Here is a 21,553-nt window from a genome sequence, read left to right as displayed (position 1 = left end):
CAATTAATAACAGACGATGCAAGGTAAAGGGCTGATTAAACTTTTAGTGATAGTGGTGTCATTAGCGTGTCTATACTCCCTATCATTTACTTGGGTGACCCGCAAAGTGGAGCAAGATGCTGAGAATTTTGCCAAAGGAGATTTGGCAAAAGAAAAGAGCTATCTAGACTCTATGGCAGGTGAAGTAGTGTACAATTTAGGTTTTGCGAAATACACCTATAGGGAAGCAAAAGCGAATGAACTGGCTTTAGGATTGGATTTAAAAGGTGGTATGAACGTTACCATGGAGATCTCATTGGATGAGTTGATCCGTAATCTGGCCAACAATCCAAAAGATGAGAAATTCAACAAAGCGTTGGAACAAGCGGTAGCAAAAAGCAAAACCAGTCAAAAACGGTTGTCGCTTTATTTATGGAAGAATATAAATCCATTGGAGCTTCTACCCCACTTTCGACATTCTTTTCGACAAAAGACAACGCTTCTTTAATTAAACCAGGTGATTCTGATTCAAAAGTTGAATCATTCCTTCAAAAAGAAGCTGACAACGCCATTCAAAATTCGTACAAAGTACTCCGTACACGTATTGATAAGTTCGGTGTTGCTTCACCAAACATCCAGATTCAACAAGGTACAAACCGTATCTTAGTGGAATTACCAGGTGTAAAGGACGAAAGTCGTGTTCGTAATCTACTTCAAGGTTCGGCTAAATTGGAGTTTTATGAGACTTACACCAATCAAGAAGTTTACCCTGTATTAGAAAATATTGACAGAACATTAGCAACTACTTTAAAAGCTGCACCAGCTGCGACAACTAAAACTGTTGCTGACACAACGAAAAAGTCAGACGATTTATTGTCCAACTTAACCGGTGGTCAAAAAGACAGCAAAGCTAAAAAGGATAGTGCAGCGCTTAATCTAGGTCAGAAAAACCCATTATTTGAAGTGTTACGTCCAGCAGTTTATATGGGTGAAAACCAACAAATGGCACTTATGCCTGGCGCTATGGTCGGTATTGCTTCATTGAAAGATACAGCTAAAGTAAACGCTTTTTTGCAACGCCCAGAAGTAAAATCAATTCTTCCAGGTAACTTAAAGCTTTTATGGGCGGTAAAACCAGAGCAAAAAACACCAGAGCAACTTTCCTATATGCTATCAAAGCAGTAGGAGCAGATAATGGTGCTGTATTGACTGGTGACGTGATCACTGATGCAAATGCCAACTTTGATGAGAAAAACCAACCTGTCGTTGGTATGCAAATGAATAATGAAGGTGCACGTGAATGGAAGAAAATCACAGCAAAAGCGGCTCAAAATAGAGATGCTATCGCTATCGTCTTAGATAATGTAGTTTATTCAGCTCCTTCTGTTAATGGTGAAATTCCAAATGGTAGTTCATCAATTTCAGGTTCGTTTACTGTAGAGGATACAAAAGATTTAGCAAACGTATTGAAAGCTGGTCGTCTTCCGACCACAGCTAAAATCGTTGAAGAAGCAGTTGTTGGTCCGACATTGGGACAAGCGGCTATTGATGCGGGTATCAATTCAGCGGTAATCGGTATTGTCGTTGTGATGATCTTCATGATTGCATACTACAACACTGCAGGTATCGTGGCTAACATTGCTGTATTGTTGAACGTATTCATTATCATGGGTGTATTAGCATCGCTCAATGCCGTACTGACCTTACCTGGTATTGCCGGTATCGTATTGACAATGGGTACAGCTGTCGATGCTAACGTATTGATCTATGAACGTATCCGTGAGGAATTGGGCTTAGGAAAATCAATTCGTCAGGCGGTTGCTGATGGTTATAAACATGCTTTACCATCTATCTTAGATTCACAGATTACCACATTCTTAATTGGTATCATCTTATTCTTATTTGGTAGTGGTCCAATTTTAGGTTTCGCAACAACATTGATGGTTGGTATTATCACATCATTGTTTACAGCAATACTTGTAACACGTGTTATTTTTGAATGGATGTTGGAAAAAGATATTAAAATTAAAGTATCTTTCCCTTGGTCTGCAAACACCTTGCATAATGCAAACTTCAAATTCGTTCAAAAACGTAAAGTATTCTACGCAATCTCCGTTGTAGCAGTCTTAATTTCTGCAGCTTCAATTTTCACAAAAGGTTTCAGTTTAGGTGTAGATTTCCAAGGTGGACGTACTTATACTGTTCGTTACGATAAACCAGTTGATCCGGAAGCTGTTCGTACCAGTTTGGACGATATTTTCCAAAAAACAACTGAAGTAAAAGTATTTGGTGCATCAAACCAACTTCGTGTGACAACAACGTATCATATTGAAGAAACTTCTGATGCTGCCGATAAGGAAGTATTGGATAAATTAAACCAAGGACTATCCAAGGTAGATGCTTCCAACAAACATGAGATTCTGTCCTCACAAAAAGTAGGACCTAGTATTGCATCAGACATCAAGTCAAGAGCAACTAGCTCGGCAATATTCTCCATTATTATCGTGGCGGCTTATATCCTAATCCGTTTCCGCAAATGGGAGTACTCAGTGGGTGCAGCGATTGCAACCATCCACGATGCAATTATTCTATTAGGTTTATTCTCCATATTGGATGGTATTGTGCCATTCTCATTGGATATTGACCAACACTTTGTGGCGGCCATCTTAACGGTAATCGCATACTCGGTGAATGATACTGTGGTTGTATTTGACCGCTTGAGAGAATTCGTATCAAAACCTAATGCGCATAACGAAGATCTTGGTGAGGTTGTAAATCATGCGATCAACTCAACATTGAGTAGAACAATCATTACTTCATTGACGATCGTTTTCGTTCTTGCAGTCTTGTTCATCTTTGGTGGTGAGGTTATCCGTGGATTCTCTTTCGCGATCCTAATCGGTGTTATTGTGGGTACCTATTCTTCAATTATCCTGGCTGCGCCTTCTGTATACGATTTACGTAAAGGAAAGCATTTGGCTGAAGGTAATACTGCAAAAAAGCTGAAGTAGTAAGACCATAATAAACTTTAAAATAACATAAAAAGGCGTTCAAAAATTTGAACGCCTTTTTTTATTGCATTCAAATTACTTGTTGCACTAAATAATTTTAGATATTTGTTGTACTAAATATTTGTATGCTAAACGAAAAATTCGACCGTTATTCTTTCATCTTGGATCAAACGGCCAAGAAGGTAAAACAATTTGCGCAATCGTCCTTTACAGAAAAGGGATTTGACATTACGGTGGATCAATGGGCCGTCTTAAAGGCGCTATATGAAACTGACCAGCTATCCCAAAAGAATTAGCTAAACGATGCGGCAAAGATCAACCCACGTTGACCCGTATCGTGGATATCCTACTGAAAAAAGGTTTGGCTGAACGTGTTATTGACGAGACAGACCGCCGAAGTCTCTATCTCCATTTGACGGAAGAAGGGAAACTTAAGGTGGCATCCTTATCCCCTATCGTCGCAGCGATCCGCATGAAAGCCTGGGAGAAATTAACAGAAAAAGATTTCGCGGATTTTACAAGAATATTAAACACCATTTACAACAATTTAAATGTATAATAGCTATGATAAATACTGATATTTGTATCATCGGTGCTGGACCAGTAGGATTGTTTGCTGTTTTTGAAGCTGGACTTCTAAAAATGAGGTGCCATTTGATCGATGTTTTACCTCAGGTTGGCGGACAGTTATCCGAAATATATCCACACAAACCCATTTATGATATACCGGGCTACCTGAGCATCACCGCTCAGGAGCTTATTGATAATCAACTTGAGCAGATAAAACCTTTTGCGCCTACTTTTACACTGGGTGAACGTGTAGAACAGATCGAAAAACAGGATGATGGTTCTTTTATCATCGCCACGAGTGATGACACAAAAGTGCATGCCCAGGTTATTGTCATTGCCGGTGGACTCGGCTGCTTCGAACCCCGAAAACCTGAGATTCAAAATCTGCATCTCTTTGAAGGTAAAGGGTGGATTATATGGTAAAAGATCCCGCCAAATATGCGGACAAACGGATTGTGATTGCTGGTGGAGGGGACTCTGCGCTGGATTGGACTTACCATTTAGCTGATATTGCACAACACGTTACGCTCATTCATCGCAGTGATTCTTTTCGGGAGCGCCCGATTCGGCGGAAAAAGTCTTTAAATTGGCCCAACAGGGCAAAATTAATTTACTTTTATCCCATAACCTGAGTAATATACATGGAAATGGTACGCTTACAGCAGTTGAAACGATAAATAAGGATAAAGAAACGATTGCGGTCGAAGCGGATTATTTCATCCCACTATATGGTTTGACACCTAAGCTGGGGCCAATCGCTGACTGGGGTTAAATATTGATAAAAATGCAATTGAGGTCAATACCTTCGATTATTCGACCAATGTCGAACGCATTTATGCCATTGGCGATATTAATACCTATCCCGGCAAACTAAAGCTGATCCTCTGCGGTTACCATGAAGCTGCTCTGATGTGTCAAAGTGCTTTCAAATTTGTTTACCCGGATCAAAAGTTAACATTTAAATATACAACCGTAAACGGTATCAATACTTTTTAGCCATGGAAGACAATTTGATACAAGTAACTGTCGTCGATCGAGATGGTTCGGAAAACACAATCGAGGTACCTACAGATATCAATCTTTCGTTGATGGAAATTTTAAAGGCCTCAGCATACGATATATTGGCTACCTGCGGAGGTATGGCGCTATGTGCTACATGCCATGTTGAAGTCCTTGAAGGCCTGGATAATCTTCCAGAAGCTAGCGACCAGGAGTTAGATATGTTAGACACCTTACCAGATGCAGATGGGCAAAGTCGACTCGCCTGTCAACTTCATCTTCATAATAATAACAATGGCATGAAAATCAAGCTGAAAGGCGCATTGCAATAACAAAGTCATTGTGTATTTTATACACAATGACTTTGTTATCTATGCAAGTTTTTTTTTAGCGCCTCTCTGAGTCATAAAAGACTTAAAACCAAAACACTACAAAATATTTTATTAAAAGAATTGGCCTTATAACGATAAATTTCACAATGTATTGCCATAATAAATAAATATTTTTTAGTTTTTTGGTTCAAAATTTAAGATATTTGCAGCTTAATTCGATTGTACGAATTTTTACAACAAACTATTAAAAATATGCCAAGCAATAGTTCAAATAGAAAATTCCCAAGAGTAATCATTATTGGTGCTGGATTTGGAGGAATTGAAGTTGCTAAAAAGCTTAAAAATAAGGAAGTTGAAGTTCTCTTATTAGATAGAAACAACTTTCATACCTTTCAACCATTAATGTATCAAGTTGCTACTGGTACACTTTCTGCGGACTCCATTTCCTTCCCTGTCCGTAAAATGTTCAAAAATCAGGAGAACTTCCATTTTAGACTTGCCGACGTAAAAAGCATCGATAACGAGGCTAAAATTGTTAAAACTGATATCGGAGATTTTGACTACGACTATTTGGTTGTTGCCACTGGTGCAACGACAAATTTTTTCGGCAATCAGCAAATTACAAAATATGCCTTGCCAATGAAAAACATCCAGGAGGCACTTAATATACGTAGTTACGTTCTTCAAAATCTTGAAGAAGCAGTAATGATCCCTAATCCTGAAGATCGTAAGCCTAATTTGAACTTTGTGATCGTTGGTGGTGGTCCTACTGGAGTAGAGCTTTCTGGAGCTATTGCAGAAATCAAGAATAATGTGCTGGAAAAAGACTATCCTGAATTAAAGAAATCAGAGATGTCTGTTTACCTGGTGGAAGGCCTACCAAAAGTGTTGGCTAATCTATCGGAGAAAGCATCAAAAAATTCTGAAAAATATTTAAAGGATTTAGGTGTTGAAGTACTATTGAATGTACAGGTAACTGGATACGATGGTAACTCCATTACCTTCGCCGATGGTAGAAGCATCGAAACAAAAACAGTCATCTGGGGTGCGGGTGTTGCGGGTCAATATCCAGATGGATTCAAAAAGAGGTTATCCAACGTGGTAACCGTATACAGACAGACGATCAATGCCGTGTCATTGACATGCCAGGTGTTTATGCCATTGGTGACGTATCTGCATTTATTACAGACGATCTACCTCGCGGTTTACCGGGCGTTGCTCCAGTAGCACAGCAACAGGGTGGATATGTCGCTAAACACATCCTTCAGACGATGTCTAATCAACCTACCGAAAAATTCAGCTATTTTGACAAGGGTTCAATGGCTACAGTAGGGCGTAATAAAGCTGTCGTTGATATGGGCAAAATTCACTTCAGTGGTTTCTTCGGATGGATGACTTGGATGTTTGTCCACTTGATGTCCATTTATGGTTTTAGAAATAAGTTGATCACATTTGTAAACTGGACCGTGAAGTTTTTCACGAAAAACAGTGGTGTCCGCTTAATCTTCCATAAGTATGACGAGCCAACGCCTGAAGAACAAGCGAAAACGATACAATAAAAGTCGATAAATAAAATTGTAAAAGACAGATTAACACTGCTTTTTACACAAAAAAGAGTGCTATTATTCAATAAAAATAATGGCACTCTTTTTTTTCAGCACCACTAAAAAACAACCGAAAGTTGATCAAAAAAATAGTTGATCTTAAAACTTGTCGCCCACTCCCATATCGTTGTCAAAGCTACGGTCCTGAAAACCCCAGTGCTCATACGGATAGCAAAGAATTCAAAAACATATTTTTAATTCCTGCTTGCTATTGCTTCCAATAAAAAATAAGTTACTATTAGACGTAACAATTGTAGATTATATTCGTTAAATTTAAAGACAGTTTTTTCCAGATAGAATTTACTTGCAGAATATAGTTTTTTTTTGATGTAGAACCTCAAAAAGATTAATTTTTTTGTGTAGGTTTGCATATTATTTTAAAATAGCTTAAGGATTAGCAAATGGGCTTATTTAATTGGTTTACGCAAGAAGTTGCGATTGACTTGGGTACTGCAAACACCCTTATAATTCATAATGACAAAGTAGTAGTGGATGAGCCTTCTATTGTTGCATTTGACCGCACCACAAACAAAGTGATTGCCATCGGTCGACAGGCCATGCAAATGGAAGGTAAAACACACGATAATATAAAAACGGTACGACCTTTACGTGATGGAGTAATTGCTGATTTTACAGCCGCTGAACACCTGATCAGAGGGATGGTAAAATTGGTTAACAACGGTAAGAGTTGGTTTTTTCCATCCTTGCGTATGGTTGTCTGTATTCCATCAGGTATCACCGAGGTAGAGAAGAGAGCGGTACGCGATTCTGCAAAATTGCAGGTGCCAAAGAAGTTTATCTGATCCACGAGCCAATGGCAGCTGCCGTAGGTATCGGTATCGATGTGGAAGAACCAATGGGTAACATGATTATAGATATTGGTGGTGGTACGACAGAAATTGCCGTCATCGCATTATCGGGTATCGTATGTGATCAGTCCATCCGTGTAGCGGGTGACAACTTTGATTCGGATATTGTTCAATACATCCGTAGACAACATAATATCATGATCGGCGAACGTACTGCGGAGAAGATTAAAATTGAAGTTGGTGCGGCACTTCCTGAATTACAGGAACCACCTGCAGATTTTGCAGTTCAAGGTCGCGACCTCATGACTGGTGTCCCCAAACAGATTACCGTTTCGTACACTGAAATTGCCCATTGTTTGGATAAATCAATTTCGAAAATCGAAGAAGCCATCTTAAAAGCACTTGAAATTACACCTCCAGAGTTGTCTGCCGATATCTATCAAACAGGTATCTATCTGACTGGTGGAGGCGCGTTATTACGTGGTTTAGACCGTCGTATTCAAGCGAAAACAAAACTTCCTGTACACATTGCCGAAGATCCTCTTCGTGCTGTTGTAAGAGGTACCGGTATTGCGCTTAAAAATATTGGTCGATTCAAATTCTTGATGCAATAATTAGCGTTCGATAATTAACAAGATTTTATTAAAGAGCGATATAATATGCAAAATTATTATATCGCTTGCTTATTAAATACCCACGATAAAAAATGAGAAACCTTTGGTTATTCCTGAGACGATATAATGCATTCTTTTGGTTTATCCTATTTTTTGGATTCTCATTATTTTTGATTATTACCAACAATTCGTTTCAACGCAACTCGGTGTTAAATTCGTCCAACAGTGTAATCGGCAACCTCTATGCAAAGGTAAACTCGTGGAAAAGCTATTTACATCTAGGCGAGACAAATGATGCCTTAGCTAAAGAAAACGCGCAGTTACGGAAAGACCTTCAAGCCTATAAATCAACGGATAGTATTAAGATCGGACCAGTACCACTCATCGATAGCAGTGAATTTGGGCGTTACCAATTTATTATTGCAAATGTAATCAACAACAGTATTCATCAAAAAGCGAATACAATCACGTTGGATAGAGGTAGTAAAGATGGTATTGAAAAGGGCATGGGTGTGATTGCTCCAAATGGCGTCGTTGGTATCGTATTAAATGTTTCGCCTAATTTTCCACTGTGCAATCATTATTACATCCTGACACCCGTATATCAGTCACTTTGGGCCGTAGTGAGACCTTTGGCTCTTTAGTTTGGGGTAACAACATCGATTATCGCGCAGCTACGGTTAAGGAGATTCCGAATCATATCAAAGTAAACAAAGGCGACAAAGTTTATACCTCGGGATATTCAGGACATTTTCCAAAAGGTATTTTTGTGGGCACAGTTATTCAAACCGGCATTTCTTCTGGAGATGCATTCCTGGATCTTCGCATTCTTTTAAGCACCAATTTCTCCAATCTACAACATGTATATGTAGTAAAGGATTTATTAAGTAATGAATTAAAAACATTGGAGGAATCGACTAAAGACAATGGCTAGGATTTTAATATTTAATTTTATTCGATTTATCGTCTTAATTGGAATGCAGGTATTTTTGTTCCAAAATATTGGCTATTATAACTTGGTTGCGGCATTTCCCTATGTTTTATTTATCTTTTTGCTACCGACCGGAACACCCAATTTTCTGGTTTACCTGATTGCTTTTCTAACAGGTTTGACAGTTGATTCCTTTTATGACACATTGGGGTCAACACCGCCGCATGCGTGGCTTTGGCTGCATTCCGAATTTTCTTTATGAAGATCACCCTTGAAGTAGAGGAACGGGACTCATTTCTTACACCAATGTTGGGGTTGATGAATGTGAGATGGTTTTTCTCCTATATCTTTTTGGTACATTGATTCATCATACATTCCTGTATCTACTGGAATCTTTCTCCTTCCAACATATTCAATACACACTGCTCAGTATTGTTTTAAGTTGTATATTTACGGTAATTATCATGCTGTTATTTAGCATATTATTCTACAAAAAGAAAGATCGATTGTAGTAGATCAGTGAATAGAAATTTATTTCTATGAATAGTTTTTTTGCTCGCAAGTACGTCGTTTCCGGAATCTTTGTTGCCATCGCGCTGACTTTGATTGCCCGTTTATTTTATTTACAGATCATCGACGATTCCTATATACATTCAGCCAATAGTAATGTCATGCGAAAGGTCATTGTCTATCCTGCAAGGGGTGTTATTTTAGACCGCAAAGGAAAAGTATTGGTACAAAATGAACCTGTTTACGACCTAATGGTTACCCCTCGCGAAGTCAAGGAGATTGACACGGCTTTGTTTTGTAAATTAATTGATATTGACAAAGAAGGCTTTATTAAACGGATGGATAAGGCTCGTGCCCATTCTCCATACAGGGCATCAATTTTTGAAAAACAGCTATCCGTCCGGACTTGGGCGCAATATCAAGAATATCAATATCAGTTTCGTGGATTTTATGTTCAAAAGAGAACCATCAGAAGTTATCCCGATAGTATTGCCGCTCAGTTTTTGGGTTATGTGAGTGAAGTAAACGATAAAGATATTGAACGATCCAACGGATTTTACCGAAGTGGTGACTATATCGGAAGAAGTGGTGTCGAACGTTCCTACGAAGATCTGATTCGCGGTAAAAGAGGCGTCAACAATTTGATGGTGGATGCGCTAAATCGTCCCAAAGGGATATTTATGGAAGGGAAATACGATACCTTGGCCGTTGCTGGTGAAGGATTAGTTTCCTCGTTAGACAAGGATCTTCAAATATTAGGTGAAAACTTAATGAAAAATAAGCTCGGTTCTATTGTCGCCATTGAGCCCGCAACGGGGGAAATCTTGGCCTATATAAGTAGCCCGAGTTACAACCCCAATCTGATGGTAGGTCGACAAGTCGGCAATAATTACATGAAATTATTGAATGACGATACCAAGCCCCTTTTTAATCGTCCTATTCAAGCCTCATATCCTCCGGGATCCGTTTTTAAGGTTGTTTCAGCCCTGACTGCACAGCAAGCTGGCGTCATTGACCGAAACACTGTATTTTCTGTCCTCATGGTTATAGCTATGGTGGCGGACGCGGCTGGATGGGCTGTACCCACTACCACGGTTCAACCACTTTACAACGTTCTGTAGCCGTATCCTGTAATACCTATTATGGGTTCACCTACGCCAAAATGATCGACGGGCGGGGGCTTTCGGGGCCAAAAGCTTACGACCTATGGCGCAATGCAACTACGCAGTTTGGAATCGGGCACAAATTGGGGATAGATTTACCGGGGAAAACCGGGATTATTGCCTACATCGGAGTTTTATACAAAACGATATGGCAATGACAAATGGCGTTCAAGTTTCAACATCTCCCTCTCCATTGGCCAGGGAGAGATGGGTATAACACCCCTACAAATGGCCAATATTATGGCTATTGTAGCCAACAAAGGTTTTTACTATAGACCGCATCTCATCAAGGGTATCGGCGCACAAAAAATCGCCAAAAAGGAATTTACAGAAAAGATCAGCGCTGGGGTAGATGAAAAATATTATCCTGTAGTCATCCAGGGGATGAGCGACGCTGTCAACACGCCTGAAGGAACAGCTTGGTCCAATCGTATCCCGGGTATTGAAATGTGTGGAAAAACAGGGACGGCACAAAATCCACATGGAGAAAATCACGCCGTATTTTTTGCATTTGCACCACGGGAAAATCCTAAAATTGCCATCGCGGTATTTGTTGAAAATGCTGGCTATGGTGGAACTTGGGCTGGCCCAATCGCCAGTATGATGGTCGAAAAATACCTGAAGGATACCATTACGACACCAAAATATATTCAGGATCGGATTTATAAAGCAAATTTTCTTCCTGCACCAAAGAAAGTAATAGATCCGAAAAGTAAAGATGTCAAGAAAGCGGATTCGATCAAATCAAAAACAGATACTGTTAAATCAAAACGACAATTAGCGGCATTGGTAAAACCAAAAGAAACAATTGTTCACCATAGTGAGGTAAAAAGAAGACATGAATAATCAAAAAAATAGTTTCTTTGGAAAAATAGATTGGTTAACAATCATACTCTGGCTCTCACTTTGTCTGATCGGTCTATTCAATATCCGTGCTGCTGTATTTAATCCAGAAATGCCTGGTTTTTTCACCTTGGGTACCAACTATGGAAAGCAGTCACTCTATCTGGTCTCAGCGATTATTCTCGGTATATCCATCTTGATTATCGATGCCAAATTTTTCAGCTCGGCCTCACCCATATTTTATGGTATAACAGCTATACTCCTTGTCATTGTTTTGGTTGTCGGGCGAAATGTCGGCGGAAATCAGGCCTGGATTGATTTAGGATTTTTCAGGTTCAACCCTCCGAGTTTGCCAAGCTCTCCACCTGTCTGTTGCTGGCCAACTTCCTAAGTGCGCAGAGCAATAAAGCCCCCACCATGCAAACATTGGCCATGGGAGCCGGAATTGTACTATTTCCTGTATTTTTAGTTATGCTACAGCCCGACACCGGTTCTGCATTGGCATTCTTTTCCCTGATTTTTGTTTTTTATCGTGAAGGTTATGTAAACAATGAACTATTGATATTCGGAGGTCTCTGTATCTTACTTTTCGTTTTAGCGCTGTTATTCAATCCATGGATTCTTATTTTAGTCTTGGCTGCTATCATTGGATTTTTTATGTGGAGCTTCCGAAAAAAGAGAAAATATATTATTAATCTAAGTATCCTTTTTGCAGCCTGTACTGCATTTATATTATGTGTGGATCTGGTTTACGACCATGTATTACAACCGCATCAGCGCGACCGAATCGACATCATTTTGGGCAAAACAGAAGACCTCAAAGGAAAGGGTTATAATCTGAACCAGTCCAAAATCGCCATTGGATCGGGTCAGTTCTGGGGAAAAGGCTATTTGCAGGAACGCAGACCAAATATAACTTTGTTCCCGAGCAAAGTACTGACTTTATCTTTTGCACAGTGGGGAAGAATGGGGCTTTGTAGGTTCAGTAACATTAATTGCCATCTATCTCACGCTGCTCTTGCGTATCATCCATATTGCAGAACGACAGCGTTCGGCTTTCGCCCGAATCTATGCCTACGGCGTGGCTTCTATCCTATTTTTCACTTGTTTATCAATATCGGAATGACCATAGGAATTATTCCTGTCATTGGGATTCCATTGCCATTTGTCAGCTATGGTGGGTCTTCACTCTGGAGTTTCACGATACTACTCTTTATTATGCTCAAATTTGACTCCAACAGGAAAGGAGTTGTTTAATGCACATGTGGTACTTGGAGAGATTTTTCTAAATTCTTTCCAGTACCAGTTGAATGGCTTTTTCCACGACTGCTTCAGGATTCGGCGAAAATTCTCCCGCTACCCGACTTGCTAAAATGGCATTTACGGATAAGGCCTGATGGCCAAACATTTTCGCCAAAGCATAGATACCCGCGGTTTCCATTTCTAGATTGGTCAAACGGAAATTGTTATGCTTAAATGAATTTACCAAAGGAATCAGATCTGGAATCGTATTATCTGAGCGCAGACAACGTCCTTGTGGCGCATAGAATCCCGGCGCCGTCAATGTCATCCCCTTGGGCAGATCAAAAGCAATTCGGTCTAATAGACGCTCTCCGGCTCCTGCTACATAAGGTTTTAAACTCAATTGTGGGAAATACCGAATTAGAGCCTGCTGGATATTCAATTCAATCTCATCGTAAGGCTTTTGATAGAACTGCATCAATGCATCAAAGCCAACCCCATATTCCGAAGCCAATATGCTTCCCATTTCAACATCCGTCTGTACAGCACCAGAAGTACCGATACGCACGATATCCAAAGAGGTCAGCTCGCTTTTCACAACCTTATGCTGAAAATCGATGTTTACCAATGCATCCAGCTCATTCAATACAATATCAATATTATCTGTACCTATCCCTGTAGAGATCACGCTCAGCCGTTTAGTACCAATATATCCTGTGTGGGTGATAAACTCACGCTTCCCCTTTTGAGTTCGATACGATCAAAATATTTCGACACCTTGGCGACACGGTCCGGATCTCCTACCGTAATGATCGTATTGGCTAAATCCTCGGGCAATAAATTCAAATGGTAAATACTTCCATCTGAATTTAAAATGAGTTCTGAATTGTTTATCATATCGTTCTTAAATAATTCAATTGACAACCTTCAATTTTCGAAAAACGATCTACGACCCGGTTCACCTGCATTTTACGCACCTCAAATTCCAGATAGCAATTATTGTCAAATTCCTGCTTTTCGATTTCCAGTCCTTCTTCCTTAATAATGCGCATAACATCATTCATATTTAGATAATCAAAGGTCAACCCATAACTATCATTAACTGTTCGTTCAATTACCTGAGCTTGATCCAAGGCATCCTGTGTGGCCGATTTATAAGCATTAATCAAGCCTGGTACGCCCAAAAGGGTTCCACCGAAATAACGAACCACAACGACGATTATATTTGTAACATCTGCCGAGAGCAAAGCATTTAAAATAGGACGCCCCGCGGTACCAGAAGGTTCACCATCATCATTTATGCGAAATACATTACGATCTGGAGTCAGCCGATAGGCCCAGCAGTGGTGTCTTGCTTTTGGATGCAGGGATTTCACCTCCTGTAGCAGATCTTTTAATTTCTCCTCAGATTTAAAAGGAAATGCATAGGCAATAAATTTGCTTCCTTTATCTCTAAAAATTCCCTCATAGTTTGCATCGATCGTTCGATAAGTATCTTCAAATAAACTCACTGATATGCGATAATTAAAACTGAAATAATGGAAAGAACTATCCCCAGGTAATTCAACCATGAGAGTCTTTCTTTAAAAAATAATACACCCACCAAAGCACCCAACGAGATAACACCAATATTCATTCCAGTAAATACGATGGAAGGGTTCTCGGTAATGCCCGATGAGCTTTCATATAAAATAATATATTACAAAAATTGAAAGCGCCCAAAATCAGGCCATAGACGACAGCTTTACCTGAAAAGATCTGCTTTTCAACAAAGATAAAATAGCCTAGTAAACCAAATGCAATCAGCATGGCCATGACAAAGATAATAAACATCGAACTGACATAAGGTATCGTCACATGCAATGCCACCTGTTTAAAAAGGATATCAATAATCCCCATACCAATAAAAACAAGCAATGGGTAGAGACTATTTTTATATCCTGTATTTGACAGGGTTACTGTAGGGAGAGATTTTCGCCAACCGATGGAACATATTATCGCCAATAGACCTACCCCTATTCCCAATAGTTTATTTCCCTGTAGCTTTTCGTGGAACAAAAAAACGCTGCTAGTAAGGGAATAAATAAAGACAGTCGTTGGGCTACCTCCGTTTTTACCAAACCACTGTAACGGATAGATAGCGCAATTAATACAAACATCCCCGGTAAAAGTAAAGCCAGTGCTATATATAGCGGAAATGGTAAGGCATCCCAGCTAATTTCTTTTATTTCGGGCCGTAATATAAAGTAGGTCAAAGCAACCGCCATAGGATAATTCCAGACAATCACTTGTTTTGTTTCTACGCCATACTGTTTTGCCAATTTTAATAATACGGCTACAGTGACGCTACAAATAACACTGATGAGGACAAAAATCATTGTTCTATTACTAAATTATTTCCAAAGTCCACGCTTAGCCTGACGGGCCTGTCGTTCTAATTTTACAAAAAAATCAGCATACTGAACATTCGGTGTCAGGGTGTAAGTCACAGCATAGCCCTGCTCTACTAACTCCGCGTTAACAAATTTCTCCCTAAGATACACATAAGCGAGAAGTCTTCCATAACGATCCTTTTACCGACATCAAATACCAGCTTCACATTCTTTCCAGTCAACAAAGCTTTTAGATATTCTTTTGCCTCCACGCCATAGTAACCAACCTCCTTTCGTGCTGTTCTCCTTGTTTCGGGAGCATCAATCCCAATCAAGCGTACCCGTTCGCCTTTTTTACTACCATTTTCAATCACAAAGGTATCGCCATCAATTACCCGTCGCACCTTCACATACCGTTCCTCCCCTTTATAAGAAAAACCTAAAAACAGAAACAGATGATAGTGGCACTCACTAAAAAAATTAAATCGCTTTAGCATAAAAAATTACATTTGGGCAAAGGTAATAAAATACTTTTTCAGCAAACAACGGATAAAACACAGCATATTTCAACAAAAAAACTAGCATTTTTAATCAAAAAAACACCAAAAAAACAGCACTTTTTAATAATTTTTTATGTTAAAAAATTATTAAAAAAACAGACATAAAAAAGACATTAAAAATCATAAAACACTATATAAAAGAAAATTACAAAAATAAGCCATCTCAAAAAAGCTATAAAAAACACGTCTTTTCAATATAAAAAAGTAATAAAAAGCAATCAAAAACACACCGATAAATGATGTATTTTTTATAAAAATTATTTTTTTCTTTGATATTTCAAAAACATTCGTACATTTGAAATGTCAAACAACACAAGGATGAACAGATCATATACATATTTCTATTTTAACTTCTTTTATTTTAAAAATAAGAGCCGGGATTAGATTGTGTATACATTAAAATATAACAAGAAAGAGTCCCGGTTTAGATCATCGGGACTCTTTCTTGTTTAAGGGCAAAATAGCAACAAAAAAATGAGTTTAAAAATTGCGATACAAGGAGCAAAAGCTTCATTTCACGAGGAGGCAGCATTTAAATATTTTGGACGCGAAGTCGAAATTGTTGAATGCGATTCATTCAAAAAACCTGTGAATTGCTTAAGCAAAGAAAAGTAGATTACATTGTTATGGCGATTGAAAATTCGATTGCGGGTAGTCTGTTACCAAACTACAATCTGCTTCGGGATTATAAATTTCATATCACAGGAGAAGTCTATCTCAACATTCAACAGAATCTGATGGTATTACCGGGTGTTAAATTGAAAGACATCAAACATATCGAATCACATCCGATCGCGATCCGTCAATGCGAAGAATTTCTTTCGGAGTTGGAGGGTGTACGTATTACCGAAGGGTCAGACACAGCGGCCACAGCAAAGATGATTGCAGAACGGAAATTGACTGATACAGCTGCTATTGCGGGCACTTTGGCTGCTGAAATTTATGGGCTTGAGATTCTAGAAAAAGAATCGAAACCAATAAAAAGAATGCAACACGTTTTCTTGTTCTATCGAATGAGGTGGTCGAACATAAAAATGCCAATAAAGCATCCTTATCGTTCCAAACAGGGAATACGGTTGGTTCCTTAGCGACAATTTTACAGTGTTTTGCTGAGCAAAATATCAACTTGAGCAAGATTCAGTCTATGCCTGTTATCGGAAAACGCAACGAATATGACTTTTTCGTTGATGTTGAATGGAAAAAACAATCAGACTATGAGGCTGCGATCCGAAAAGTACTCAAACATAGTATCAATTTCAATATTATGGGCGAATACATCAAAAACGAGAAACTATAATCAACAATTTAATAATTAAAAAAATCAACTTACCCTGAATCTGTCGGAGCTATAAAGACTTACAAAACAAGCATAACAGCTTAGCAGACTCAAATACCTTTAAAAATTTATTCCGATGAAAAATACATTAGAAATCACTCCTTTGAAATCATGGTTGGATACTGGAGACAAACCTTTAATTATCGCAGGCCCTTGTAGTGCAGAAACAGAAGAACAACTGGTATCTACAGCTCATCTATTGGCAAACACTGGAAAAGTAAATATTTTACGTGCAGGAATCTGGAAACCACGTACTCGTCCAGGTGAATTTGAAGGTATCGGTTCCATTGGTTTGGAGTGGTTGAAGAGAGCGAAAGAAGAGACAGGTTTATTGACAGCTACAGAAGTTGCGACAGCAAAACACGTTGAAGAAGCTTTGGCAGCTGGTGTTGATGTACTTTGGGTAGGTGCACGTTCCACTGCAAACCCATTCACGGTGCAAGAAATCGCCGATGCACTACAGGGAGTAGACGTACCAGTCTTCGTAAAAATCCGGTTAACCCAGATTTATCACTGTGGATCGGTGCTTTGGAACGTATCAACCGCGCTGGCATCAAAAAATTAGGTGCTATTCACAGAGGATTCTCTTCTTACGAGAAAACAGCATTCCGCAATGAGCCGATGTGGGATTTAGCCATCCAGTTAAAAACTGCTTGCCCTAATTTGCCGATCATCAATGACCCTAGCCACATTTGTGGTAACCGCGAATTGTTACCGTACATCGCACAAAAAGCAATGGATATGGATATGCAAGGTTTGATCATCGAATCACATATTGATCCTTCTGTTGCATGGACTGATGCTAAACAACAAGTTACGCCAGCAGCCCTAGCAGAGTTGATCAATCATTTAACATTACGTAAAGCTGATTCTGACAACCCTTCATTCGAGGATAAATTAGCCGAATTGCGTAGCAACATTGACAAATTGGACGATCTAATTATCCAAAAAATCGGCGAGCGTATGAAAATTGCAGAGAAAATCGGTGAATACAAACGCGATAACAATGTGACGATCTTACAGGTAAACCGTTGGGATGAGATTGTTCAAAAACGCACAAAACTTGCTGAAGCACTTTCTTTGGGCAGTGAATTTGCAACAAAATTCCTAGAATTAATTCACAACGAATCTATCCGTAAACAAAACGCGGTAATGAATTCACAGGAACAACCAACAGCAGAAGCATAATGAATCAACAAGTCATCAAGCTGACGCACCCATCAAAAAAATAAAAGGCACGGTTCAACTGACAGGATCAAAATCCGAGAGCAACCGTGCTCTTATTATTCACTCGTTGAGCAAGGGGCAAGTTGATATAGCAAACCTTTCCGAGGCTGCCGATACGGTGACGTTAAACCGTGTATTGCAGATTGCATCAGCTCCTCAACCCGGCTACAACACGATTGACATCGGTCCGGCGGGTACAGCAATGCGCTTTTTAACGGCCTACCTGAACCTTGTTCAAGGAAACTTTATTCTTACAGGGACCGAACGCATGCAACAACGGCCAATAGGTATATTGGTTGACGCCATGAAGGAAATCGGCGCCGACATTCATTATGAAAAAAAGCCGGCTATCCGCCCCTAAAAATAGAAGGCGGCATATTTCAAGGAAAGGACCGTGTCCGGATAAAAGGAAATATCAGTAGCCAATACATCTCTGCGCTGCTATTAATTGCTCCCGCATTGAAAAAGGGCTTACATTGGAAATCGAGGGCGAACTGACTTCCAGACCCTATGTATCCATGACCCTCGATATGCTAAAAAGCGTAGGCATACAGCATGAGTGGACAGCGAATGAAATACATATTGCCCCGCAGACTTTTTCAAAAAGCACAATTTATGTGGAGCCAGATTGGAGTGCAGCTTCTTACTGGTATGCTATTGTAGCGCTGGCAGAAGACGGAGCATCTATCGTCTTACCTGGGCTAAAAAAGACAGTCTGCAAGGAGATATTGCAATTGTCGATATCATGCCCCATTTTGGCGTGCAATCCAGTTTTGAAGCCGATGGCTTGCATCTTCATAAAACAGCAATAGATTCGGAAAAAACGTTATTTGATTTCAAAGAATGCCCCGATCTCGCACAGACTGTCGTCGTTGTCGCTGCAGCTTTAGGTCGTGACGTTTCTTTTACAGGTCTTGAGACATTAAAGATCAAAGAAACGGACCGTATCGCGGCTCTCCAGACTGAAATAGCAAAATTTGGCGCTGAATTGATAGCAGATAACGAAACCTATCATCTTAAAACAGCAGAGGTATTCCAGCCAAAAGAGGTGACCTTTGACACCTATGAGGACCACCGTATGGCAATGGCGTTTGCCCCCTTGCATTGGTTTTTGACCAGATCAAGATTGCGGAGCCAATGGTTGTAGAAAAATCGTATCCTGATTTCTGGAAACATCTACAGGACCAATCTTTTATCATTGACTAATATTTAAAAACCTGGGAGAATACAGTTATATACTTCCAGGTTTTATAACCTATATACACGCTATTAATGGCTTTAATGGCAACAAAAGAAATACTACCCACGGACAGACGCAGTCATGATTGAAAATAATCAAAATTGATAAAGTCAGGTTTTACAGTAGTGTTTTCATTGCATTTAAAGGCAAATTTATCTAAGTTTATTGAAATTTAATTCTTATGGCAGGAAACTCATTTGGCGATTTATTCAGAATCAGCACTTTTGGCGAATCACACGGAAAAGCGATCGGTGTAATTATTGATGGTTGCCCCTCAAATATAACGATAGACGAAGAGTTTATACAGTCTGAACTAGATAAACGGAAACCCGGACAGTCCAGAATTACCACACAACGAAAGAAAGTGATACCGCTCAGATATTATCGGGCGTATTCGAAGGGAAGTCGACCGGAACTCCGATTGCCATTGTTATACCAAATGAAGATCAACGTTCCAAGGACTATACCCACATTAAAGATATCTTCAGGCCTTCCCACGCGGACTTCACCTATCAGATGAAATATGGTATCCGTGACTACCGTGGTGGTGGCCGTTCCTCAGCCCGGGAAACAGCCGCCCGCGTTGCTGCAGGTGCTGTTGCAAAGAGCTTTTTACAACAATTTGGCATCGAAATCTTCGCGCATGTTTCGGGTGTAGGTACGATCGAAGCTCCCAATTTGGACACCAAAGATCTTAAAGCCCTGCTTGAGCTTCGGGAATCTAATATCGCACGCTGTGCTGATCCAGCTACAGCCAATGAAATGGTCGAATTTATAGATTCAGTAAGAAAAGCAGGTGATACAGTAGGGGACGCATTTCGGCCGTGGTAAGACATGTACCCGTTGGACTTGGAGAACCTGTATTTGACAAACTCCATGCTGACCTCGCGAAAGCGATGATGAGCATCAATGCTGTACATGGATTTGAATATGGATCAGGTTTTGCAGGTTCAGAGTTGCGAGGTTCCGAACATAATGATATATTTGTAGCAGATGACCATGATTTAAATCAAGTGCATACACATACCAATTTCTCTGGGGAATACAGGGCGGCATATCAAACGGTATGGATATTACTTTTAAAGTAGCATTTAAGCCTGTTGCAACCATCATGAGAGATCAAGAAACAGTCGACATCCATGGCAACCCAGCCATCGCAAGTGGTAAGGGAAGACATGATCCTTGTGTTGTTTCGAGAGCGGTAATTATTGTAGAAGCCATGGCGGCACTTGTGATTGCGGATCATCTACTTAAACATCAAAGTTACAAACATGCTGCAAGATAATTATGTCGTAGGTGTTGATATTGGAGGCACTCATATTTCTGCCTGTATCATTGATACCAAACAATGGAATATACATTTAGAGAACGTGGTCAGAAACCACGTTTTTTCTCAAGGAGATGCTAAAACGATTTTACACACCTGGGCTTCCACAATACAGGATAGTATTACCACCTCACCCACTGCTATTCAATTCATTGGCATAGCAATGCCGGGGCCTTTTGACTATGAAAATGGCATCTCTAAAATGTTAGGGCAAAGCAAGTACGACAACTTGTACGATCAGGACATTAAAAGCCTTTTATCCGCTGAGTTGGGTTTACCTTCTACTGCTATTCACTTTATCAATGATGCAGCGGCTTTCCTACAAGGTGAAATATTTGTACAGAACCTTCAGACCAATCCGAGAATACTCGGGATTACATTAGGGACTGGCTTAGGATCTTCGGTATGGAATAAGGGCGAGAAGGCCTTCGATGCAGACCTTTGGAATACACCTTATCAGGAAAGTATCTTTGAAGAATATCTTGTGACAAGATGGTTTGTCAAACGGTTTAAAGAGCTCACTGGGAAAGATGTCACTGGTTTAAAAGAAATTTTGGACAATCATAGAGAAACAGCTGCATTCGCAACAATCAAAGATGAATACGCAACACATCTATTCGATTTTATGCAATTTTTTGAAGAAAAATATCAGACTAATCTCTTTATTATTGGTGGCAATATTGCGAAAGCACTTCCTATCTTTATCGCGGATCGGAAAGAATTCAATAGATTCACTATCTATACAGCTATATTGGGTGAAAAAGCAGCCATGATCGGTGCCGCAAGTATTTTTAGTTAGTTTAGGGACTTAAAAACACAAAATAGCGTTCTCCCTAAAAAATACTATTCAAAGAGCTTCTTGCAAGCAGCTCTTTGAATAGTAT

At 39.6% G+C, this 21,553-nt stretch carries 24 protein-coding genes and 7 pseudogenes; 24 read left to right on the top strand and 7 right to left on the bottom strand.

Features of this window, described 5'->3' with window-relative positions:
* Window positions 1-16: 16 nt before the first annotated feature.
* From KUH03_RS28270 to rodA, 17 genes and pseudogenes are all read left to right on the top strand, one after another.
* Window positions 17-487, top strand: coding sequence for a hypothetical protein (locus KUH03_RS28270; RefSeq protein WP_257087768.1), 471 nt, complete (start codon window positions 17-19; stop codon window positions 485-487).
* The gene (locus KUH03_RS28265; protein ID WP_257087767.1) at window positions 412-1,164 is read left to right on the top strand and encodes a hypothetical protein; all 753 of its coding nucleotides are present in this window, start codon (window positions 412-414) and stop codon (window positions 1,162-1,164) included. Before KUH03_RS28270 ends, KUH03_RS28265 begins: the two co-directional genes overlap by 76 nt.
* A complete protein-coding gene (gene secD, locus KUH03_RS28260; protein ID WP_257087766.1) occupies window positions 1,101-2,990 on the top strand; it encodes a protein translocase subunit SecD in 1,890 nt (629 codons plus the stop codon). The genes KUH03_RS28265 and secD overlap by 64 nt, the downstream gene beginning before the upstream one ends.
* Window positions 2,991-3,115: 125 nt before the next feature.
* The gene (locus KUH03_RS28255; RefSeq protein WP_257087765.1) at window positions 3,116-3,286 is read left to right on the top strand and encodes a hypothetical protein; all 171 of its coding nucleotides are present in this window, start codon (window positions 3,116-3,118) and stop codon (window positions 3,284-3,286) included.
* A 29-nt stretch (window positions 3,287-3,315) separates the two neighbouring features.
* Complete coding sequence (locus tag KUH03_RS28250; RefSeq protein ID WP_257087764.1) at window positions 3,316-3,549, top strand: MarR family winged helix-turn-helix transcriptional regulator; 234 nt, start codon at window positions 3,316-3,318, stop codon at window positions 3,547-3,549.
* Between the two features lie 5 nt (window positions 3,550-3,554).
* Window positions 3,555-3,983, top strand: coding sequence for an NAD(P)/FAD-dependent oxidoreductase (locus KUH03_RS28245; RefSeq protein WP_257087763.1), 429 nt, complete (start codon window positions 3,555-3,557; stop codon window positions 3,981-3,983).
* On the top strand, window positions 3,977-4,192 hold the full coding sequence (locus tag KUH03_RS28240) for an NAD-binding protein (RefSeq protein ID WP_257087762.1): 216 nt from the start codon (window positions 3,977-3,979) through the stop codon (window positions 4,190-4,192). Before KUH03_RS28245 ends, KUH03_RS28240 begins: the two co-directional genes overlap by 7 nt.
* On the top strand, window positions 4,147-4,332 hold the full coding sequence (locus tag KUH03_RS28235; RefSeq protein ID WP_257098066.1) for a hypothetical protein: 186 nt from the start codon (window positions 4,147-4,149) through the stop codon (window positions 4,330-4,332). The genes KUH03_RS28240 and KUH03_RS28235 overlap by 46 nt, the downstream gene beginning before the upstream one ends.
* A 226-nt stretch (window positions 4,333-4,558) precedes the next feature.
* Window positions 4,559-4,891, top strand: coding sequence for a (2Fe-2S)-binding protein (locus KUH03_RS28230; protein ID WP_257087761.1), 333 nt, complete (start codon window positions 4,559-4,561; stop codon window positions 4,889-4,891).
* A 252-nt stretch (window positions 4,892-5,143) separates the two neighbouring features.
* Entirely contained in the window at window positions 5,144-6,118 is a 975-nt protein-coding gene (locus KUH03_RS28225) for an NAD(P)/FAD-dependent oxidoreductase (RefSeq protein ID WP_257087760.1), read from the top strand.
* Window positions 6,034-6,450: an NAD(P)/FAD-dependent oxidoreductase gene (locus KUH03_RS28220; RefSeq protein ID WP_257087759.1), complete on the top strand. Its 417-nt coding sequence runs from the start codon at window positions 6,034-6,036 to the stop codon at window positions 6,448-6,450. The genes KUH03_RS28225 and KUH03_RS28220 overlap by 85 nt, the downstream gene beginning before the upstream one ends.
* Window positions 6,451-6,896: 446 nt before the next feature.
* Window positions 6,897-7,918: pseudogene (locus KUH03_RS46930) on the top strand (rod shape-determining protein).
* A 92-nt stretch (window positions 7,919-8,010) separates the two neighbouring features.
* Entirely contained in the window at window positions 8,011-8,562 is a 552-nt protein-coding gene (gene mreC / locus KUH03_RS28205) for a rod shape-determining protein MreC (protein ID WP_257087756.1), read from the top strand.
* Window positions 8,532-8,852 carry a rod shape-determining protein MreC gene (gene mreC, locus KUH03_RS28200; protein ID WP_257087755.1) on the top strand — a complete coding sequence of 107 codons (321 nt, stop codon included), beginning with the start codon at window positions 8,532-8,534 and terminating at the stop codon, window positions 8,850-8,852. Before mreC (KUH03_RS28205) ends, mreC (KUH03_RS28200) begins: the two co-directional genes overlap by 31 nt.
* 43 nt (window positions 8,853-8,895) lie before the next feature.
* Complete coding sequence (locus KUH03_RS28195) at window positions 8,896-9,111, top strand: hypothetical protein (protein WP_257087754.1); 216 nt, start codon at window positions 8,896-8,898, stop codon at window positions 9,109-9,111.
* Window positions 9,112-9,388: 277 nt separating this feature from the next.
* Window positions 9,389-11,368: pseudogene (gene mrdA, locus KUH03_RS49265) on the top strand (penicillin-binding protein 2).
* Window positions 11,361-12,622 (top strand): annotated as a pseudogene (gene rodA, locus KUH03_RS28180) (rod shape-determining protein RodA). Before mrdA ends, rodA begins: the two co-directional pseudogenes overlap by 8 nt.
* 28 nt (window positions 12,623-12,650) lie before the next feature.
* Here the strand turns inward: rodA and KUH03_RS28175 are convergent.
* The 7 genes from KUH03_RS28175 to KUH03_RS28150 form a co-directional block, all read right to left on the bottom strand.
* A complete protein-coding gene (locus tag KUH03_RS28175; protein WP_306429199.1) occupies window positions 12,651-13,295 on the bottom strand; it encodes a phosphorylase in 645 nt (214 codons plus the stop codon).
* 2 nt (window positions 13,296-13,297) lie between these two features.
* The gene (locus KUH03_RS46910) at window positions 13,298-13,504 is read right to left on the bottom strand and encodes a hypothetical protein (protein ID WP_306429198.1); all 207 of its coding nucleotides are present in this window, start codon (window positions 13,502-13,504) and stop codon (window positions 13,298-13,300) included.
* Window positions 13,501-14,118 (bottom strand): YigZ family protein, encoded by a 618-nt coding sequence (locus KUH03_RS28170; RefSeq protein WP_257097400.1) that lies wholly within the window; start codon window positions 14,116-14,118, stop codon window positions 13,501-13,503. Before KUH03_RS28170 ends, KUH03_RS46910 begins: the two co-directional genes overlap by 4 nt.
* A gap of 121 nt (window positions 14,119-14,239) precedes the next feature.
* On the bottom strand, window positions 14,240-14,632 hold the full coding sequence (locus KUH03_RS28165) for a hypothetical protein (protein ID WP_257087751.1): 393 nt from the start codon (window positions 14,630-14,632) through the stop codon (window positions 14,240-14,242).
* Complete coding sequence (locus KUH03_RS28160; protein WP_257087750.1) at window positions 14,623-14,985, bottom strand: hypothetical protein; 363 nt, start codon at window positions 14,983-14,985, stop codon at window positions 14,623-14,625. The genes KUH03_RS28165 and KUH03_RS28160 overlap by 10 nt, the downstream gene beginning before the upstream one ends.
* 15 nt (window positions 14,986-15,000) lie before the next feature.
* Window positions 15,001-15,150 carry a thermonuclease family protein gene (locus tag KUH03_RS28155; protein ID WP_257087749.1) on the bottom strand — a complete coding sequence of 50 codons (150 nt, stop codon included), beginning with the start codon at window positions 15,148-15,150 and terminating at the stop codon, window positions 15,001-15,003.
* Window positions 15,114-15,389, bottom strand: coding sequence for a thermonuclease family protein (locus KUH03_RS28150; RefSeq protein ID WP_257087748.1), 276 nt, complete (start codon window positions 15,387-15,389; stop codon window positions 15,114-15,116). The genes KUH03_RS28155 and KUH03_RS28150 overlap by 37 nt, the downstream gene beginning before the upstream one ends.
* 99 nt (window positions 15,390-15,488) lie before the next feature.
* On the opposite strand from KUH03_RS28150, the gene KUH03_RS28145 reads away from it, so the two are divergent.
* From KUH03_RS28145 to KUH03_RS28120, 7 genes and pseudogenes are all read left to right on the top strand, one after another.
* Window positions 15,489-15,644 carry a hypothetical protein gene (locus tag KUH03_RS28145; protein WP_257087747.1) on the top strand — a complete coding sequence of 52 codons (156 nt, stop codon included), beginning with the start codon at window positions 15,489-15,491 and terminating at the stop codon, window positions 15,642-15,644.
* Window positions 15,645-16,013: 369 nt separating this feature from the next.
* Window positions 16,014-16,627: pseudogene (locus KUH03_RS28140) on the top strand (prephenate dehydratase domain-containing protein).
* A gap of 38 nt (window positions 16,628-16,665) precedes the next feature.
* Window positions 16,666-16,836, top strand: a complete 171-nt coding sequence (locus KUH03_RS49260; protein ID WP_373564504.1) for a hypothetical protein — start codon at window positions 16,666-16,668, stop codon at window positions 16,834-16,836.
* 115 nt (window positions 16,837-16,951) lie between these two features.
* Window positions 16,952-18,063 (top strand): annotated as a pseudogene (locus KUH03_RS28135) (chorismate mutase).
* Window positions 18,032-19,249 (top strand): annotated as a pseudogene (locus KUH03_RS49255) (3-phosphoshikimate 1-carboxyvinyltransferase). Before KUH03_RS28135 ends, KUH03_RS49255 begins: the two co-directional pseudogenes overlap by 32 nt.
* Window positions 19,250-19,523: 274 nt before the next feature.
* A pseudogene (aroC, locus tag KUH03_RS28125) lies at window positions 19,524-20,627 on the top strand (chorismate synthase).
* Window positions 20,614-21,468: an ROK family protein gene (locus KUH03_RS28120; RefSeq protein ID WP_257087746.1), complete on the top strand. Its 855-nt coding sequence runs from the start codon at window positions 20,614-20,616 to the stop codon at window positions 21,466-21,468. Before aroC ends, KUH03_RS28120 begins: the two are co-directional and overlap by 14 nt.
* Window positions 21,469-21,553: the final 85 nt, after the last annotated feature.

Origin of the sequence: Sphingobacterium sp. E70 (genome assembly GCF_019285695.1) — a bacterium.
GTDB lineage: Bacteria > Bacteroidota > Bacteroidia > Sphingobacteriales > Sphingobacteriaceae > Sphingobacterium > Sphingobacterium detergens.
This window is presented reverse-complemented; position numbering and strand designations above follow the sequence as displayed.

Coding starts and splice junctions, on each gene's coding strand:
- KUH03_RS28270 (WP_257087768.1), top strand. CDS start 17: ATGCAAGGTAAAGGGCTGATTAAACTTTTAGTGATAGTGGTGTCATTA.
- KUH03_RS28265 (WP_257087767.1), top strand. CDS start 412: ATGGAAGAATATAAATCCATTGGAGCTTCTACCCCACTTTCGACATTC.
- secD (WP_257087766.1), top strand. CDS start 1,101: ATGGGCGGTAAAACCAGAGCAAAAAACACCAGAGCAACTTTCCTATAT.
- KUH03_RS28255 (WP_257087765.1), top strand. CDS start 3,116: ATGCTAAACGAAAAATTCGACCGTTATTCTTTCATCTTGGATCAAACG.
- KUH03_RS28245 (WP_257087763.1), top strand. CDS start 3,555: ATGATAAATACTGATATTTGTATCATCGGTGCTGGACCAGTAGGATTG.
- KUH03_RS28240 (WP_257087762.1), top strand. CDS start 3,977: ATGGTAAAAGATCCCGCCAAATATGCGGACAAACGGATTGTGATTGCT.
- KUH03_RS28230 (WP_257087761.1), top strand. CDS start 4,559: ATGGAAGACAATTTGATACAAGTAACTGTCGTCGATCGAGATGGTTCG.
- KUH03_RS28225 (WP_257087760.1), top strand. CDS start 5,144: ATGCCAAGCAATAGTTCAAATAGAAAATTCCCAAGAGTAATCATTATT.
- KUH03_RS28220 (WP_257087759.1), top strand. CDS start 6,034: ATGCCAGGTGTTTATGCCATTGGTGACGTATCTGCATTTATTACAGAC.
- mreC (WP_257087756.1), top strand. CDS start 8,011: ATGAGAAACCTTTGGTTATTCCTGAGACGATATAATGCATTCTTTTGG.
- KUH03_RS28195 (WP_257087754.1), top strand. CDS start 8,896: ATGCAGGTATTTTTGTTCCAAAATATTGGCTATTATAACTTGGTTGCG.
- KUH03_RS46910 (WP_306429198.1), bottom strand. CDS start 13,504: ATGATAAACAATTCAGAACTCATTTTAAATTCAGATGGAAGTATTTAC.
- KUH03_RS28160 (WP_257087750.1), bottom strand. CDS start 14,985: ATGATTTTTGTCCTCATCAGTGTTATTTGTAGCGTCACTGTAGCCGTA.
- KUH03_RS28120 (WP_257087746.1), top strand. CDS start 20,614: ATGCTGCAAGATAATTATGTCGTAGGTGTTGATATTGGAGGCACTCAT.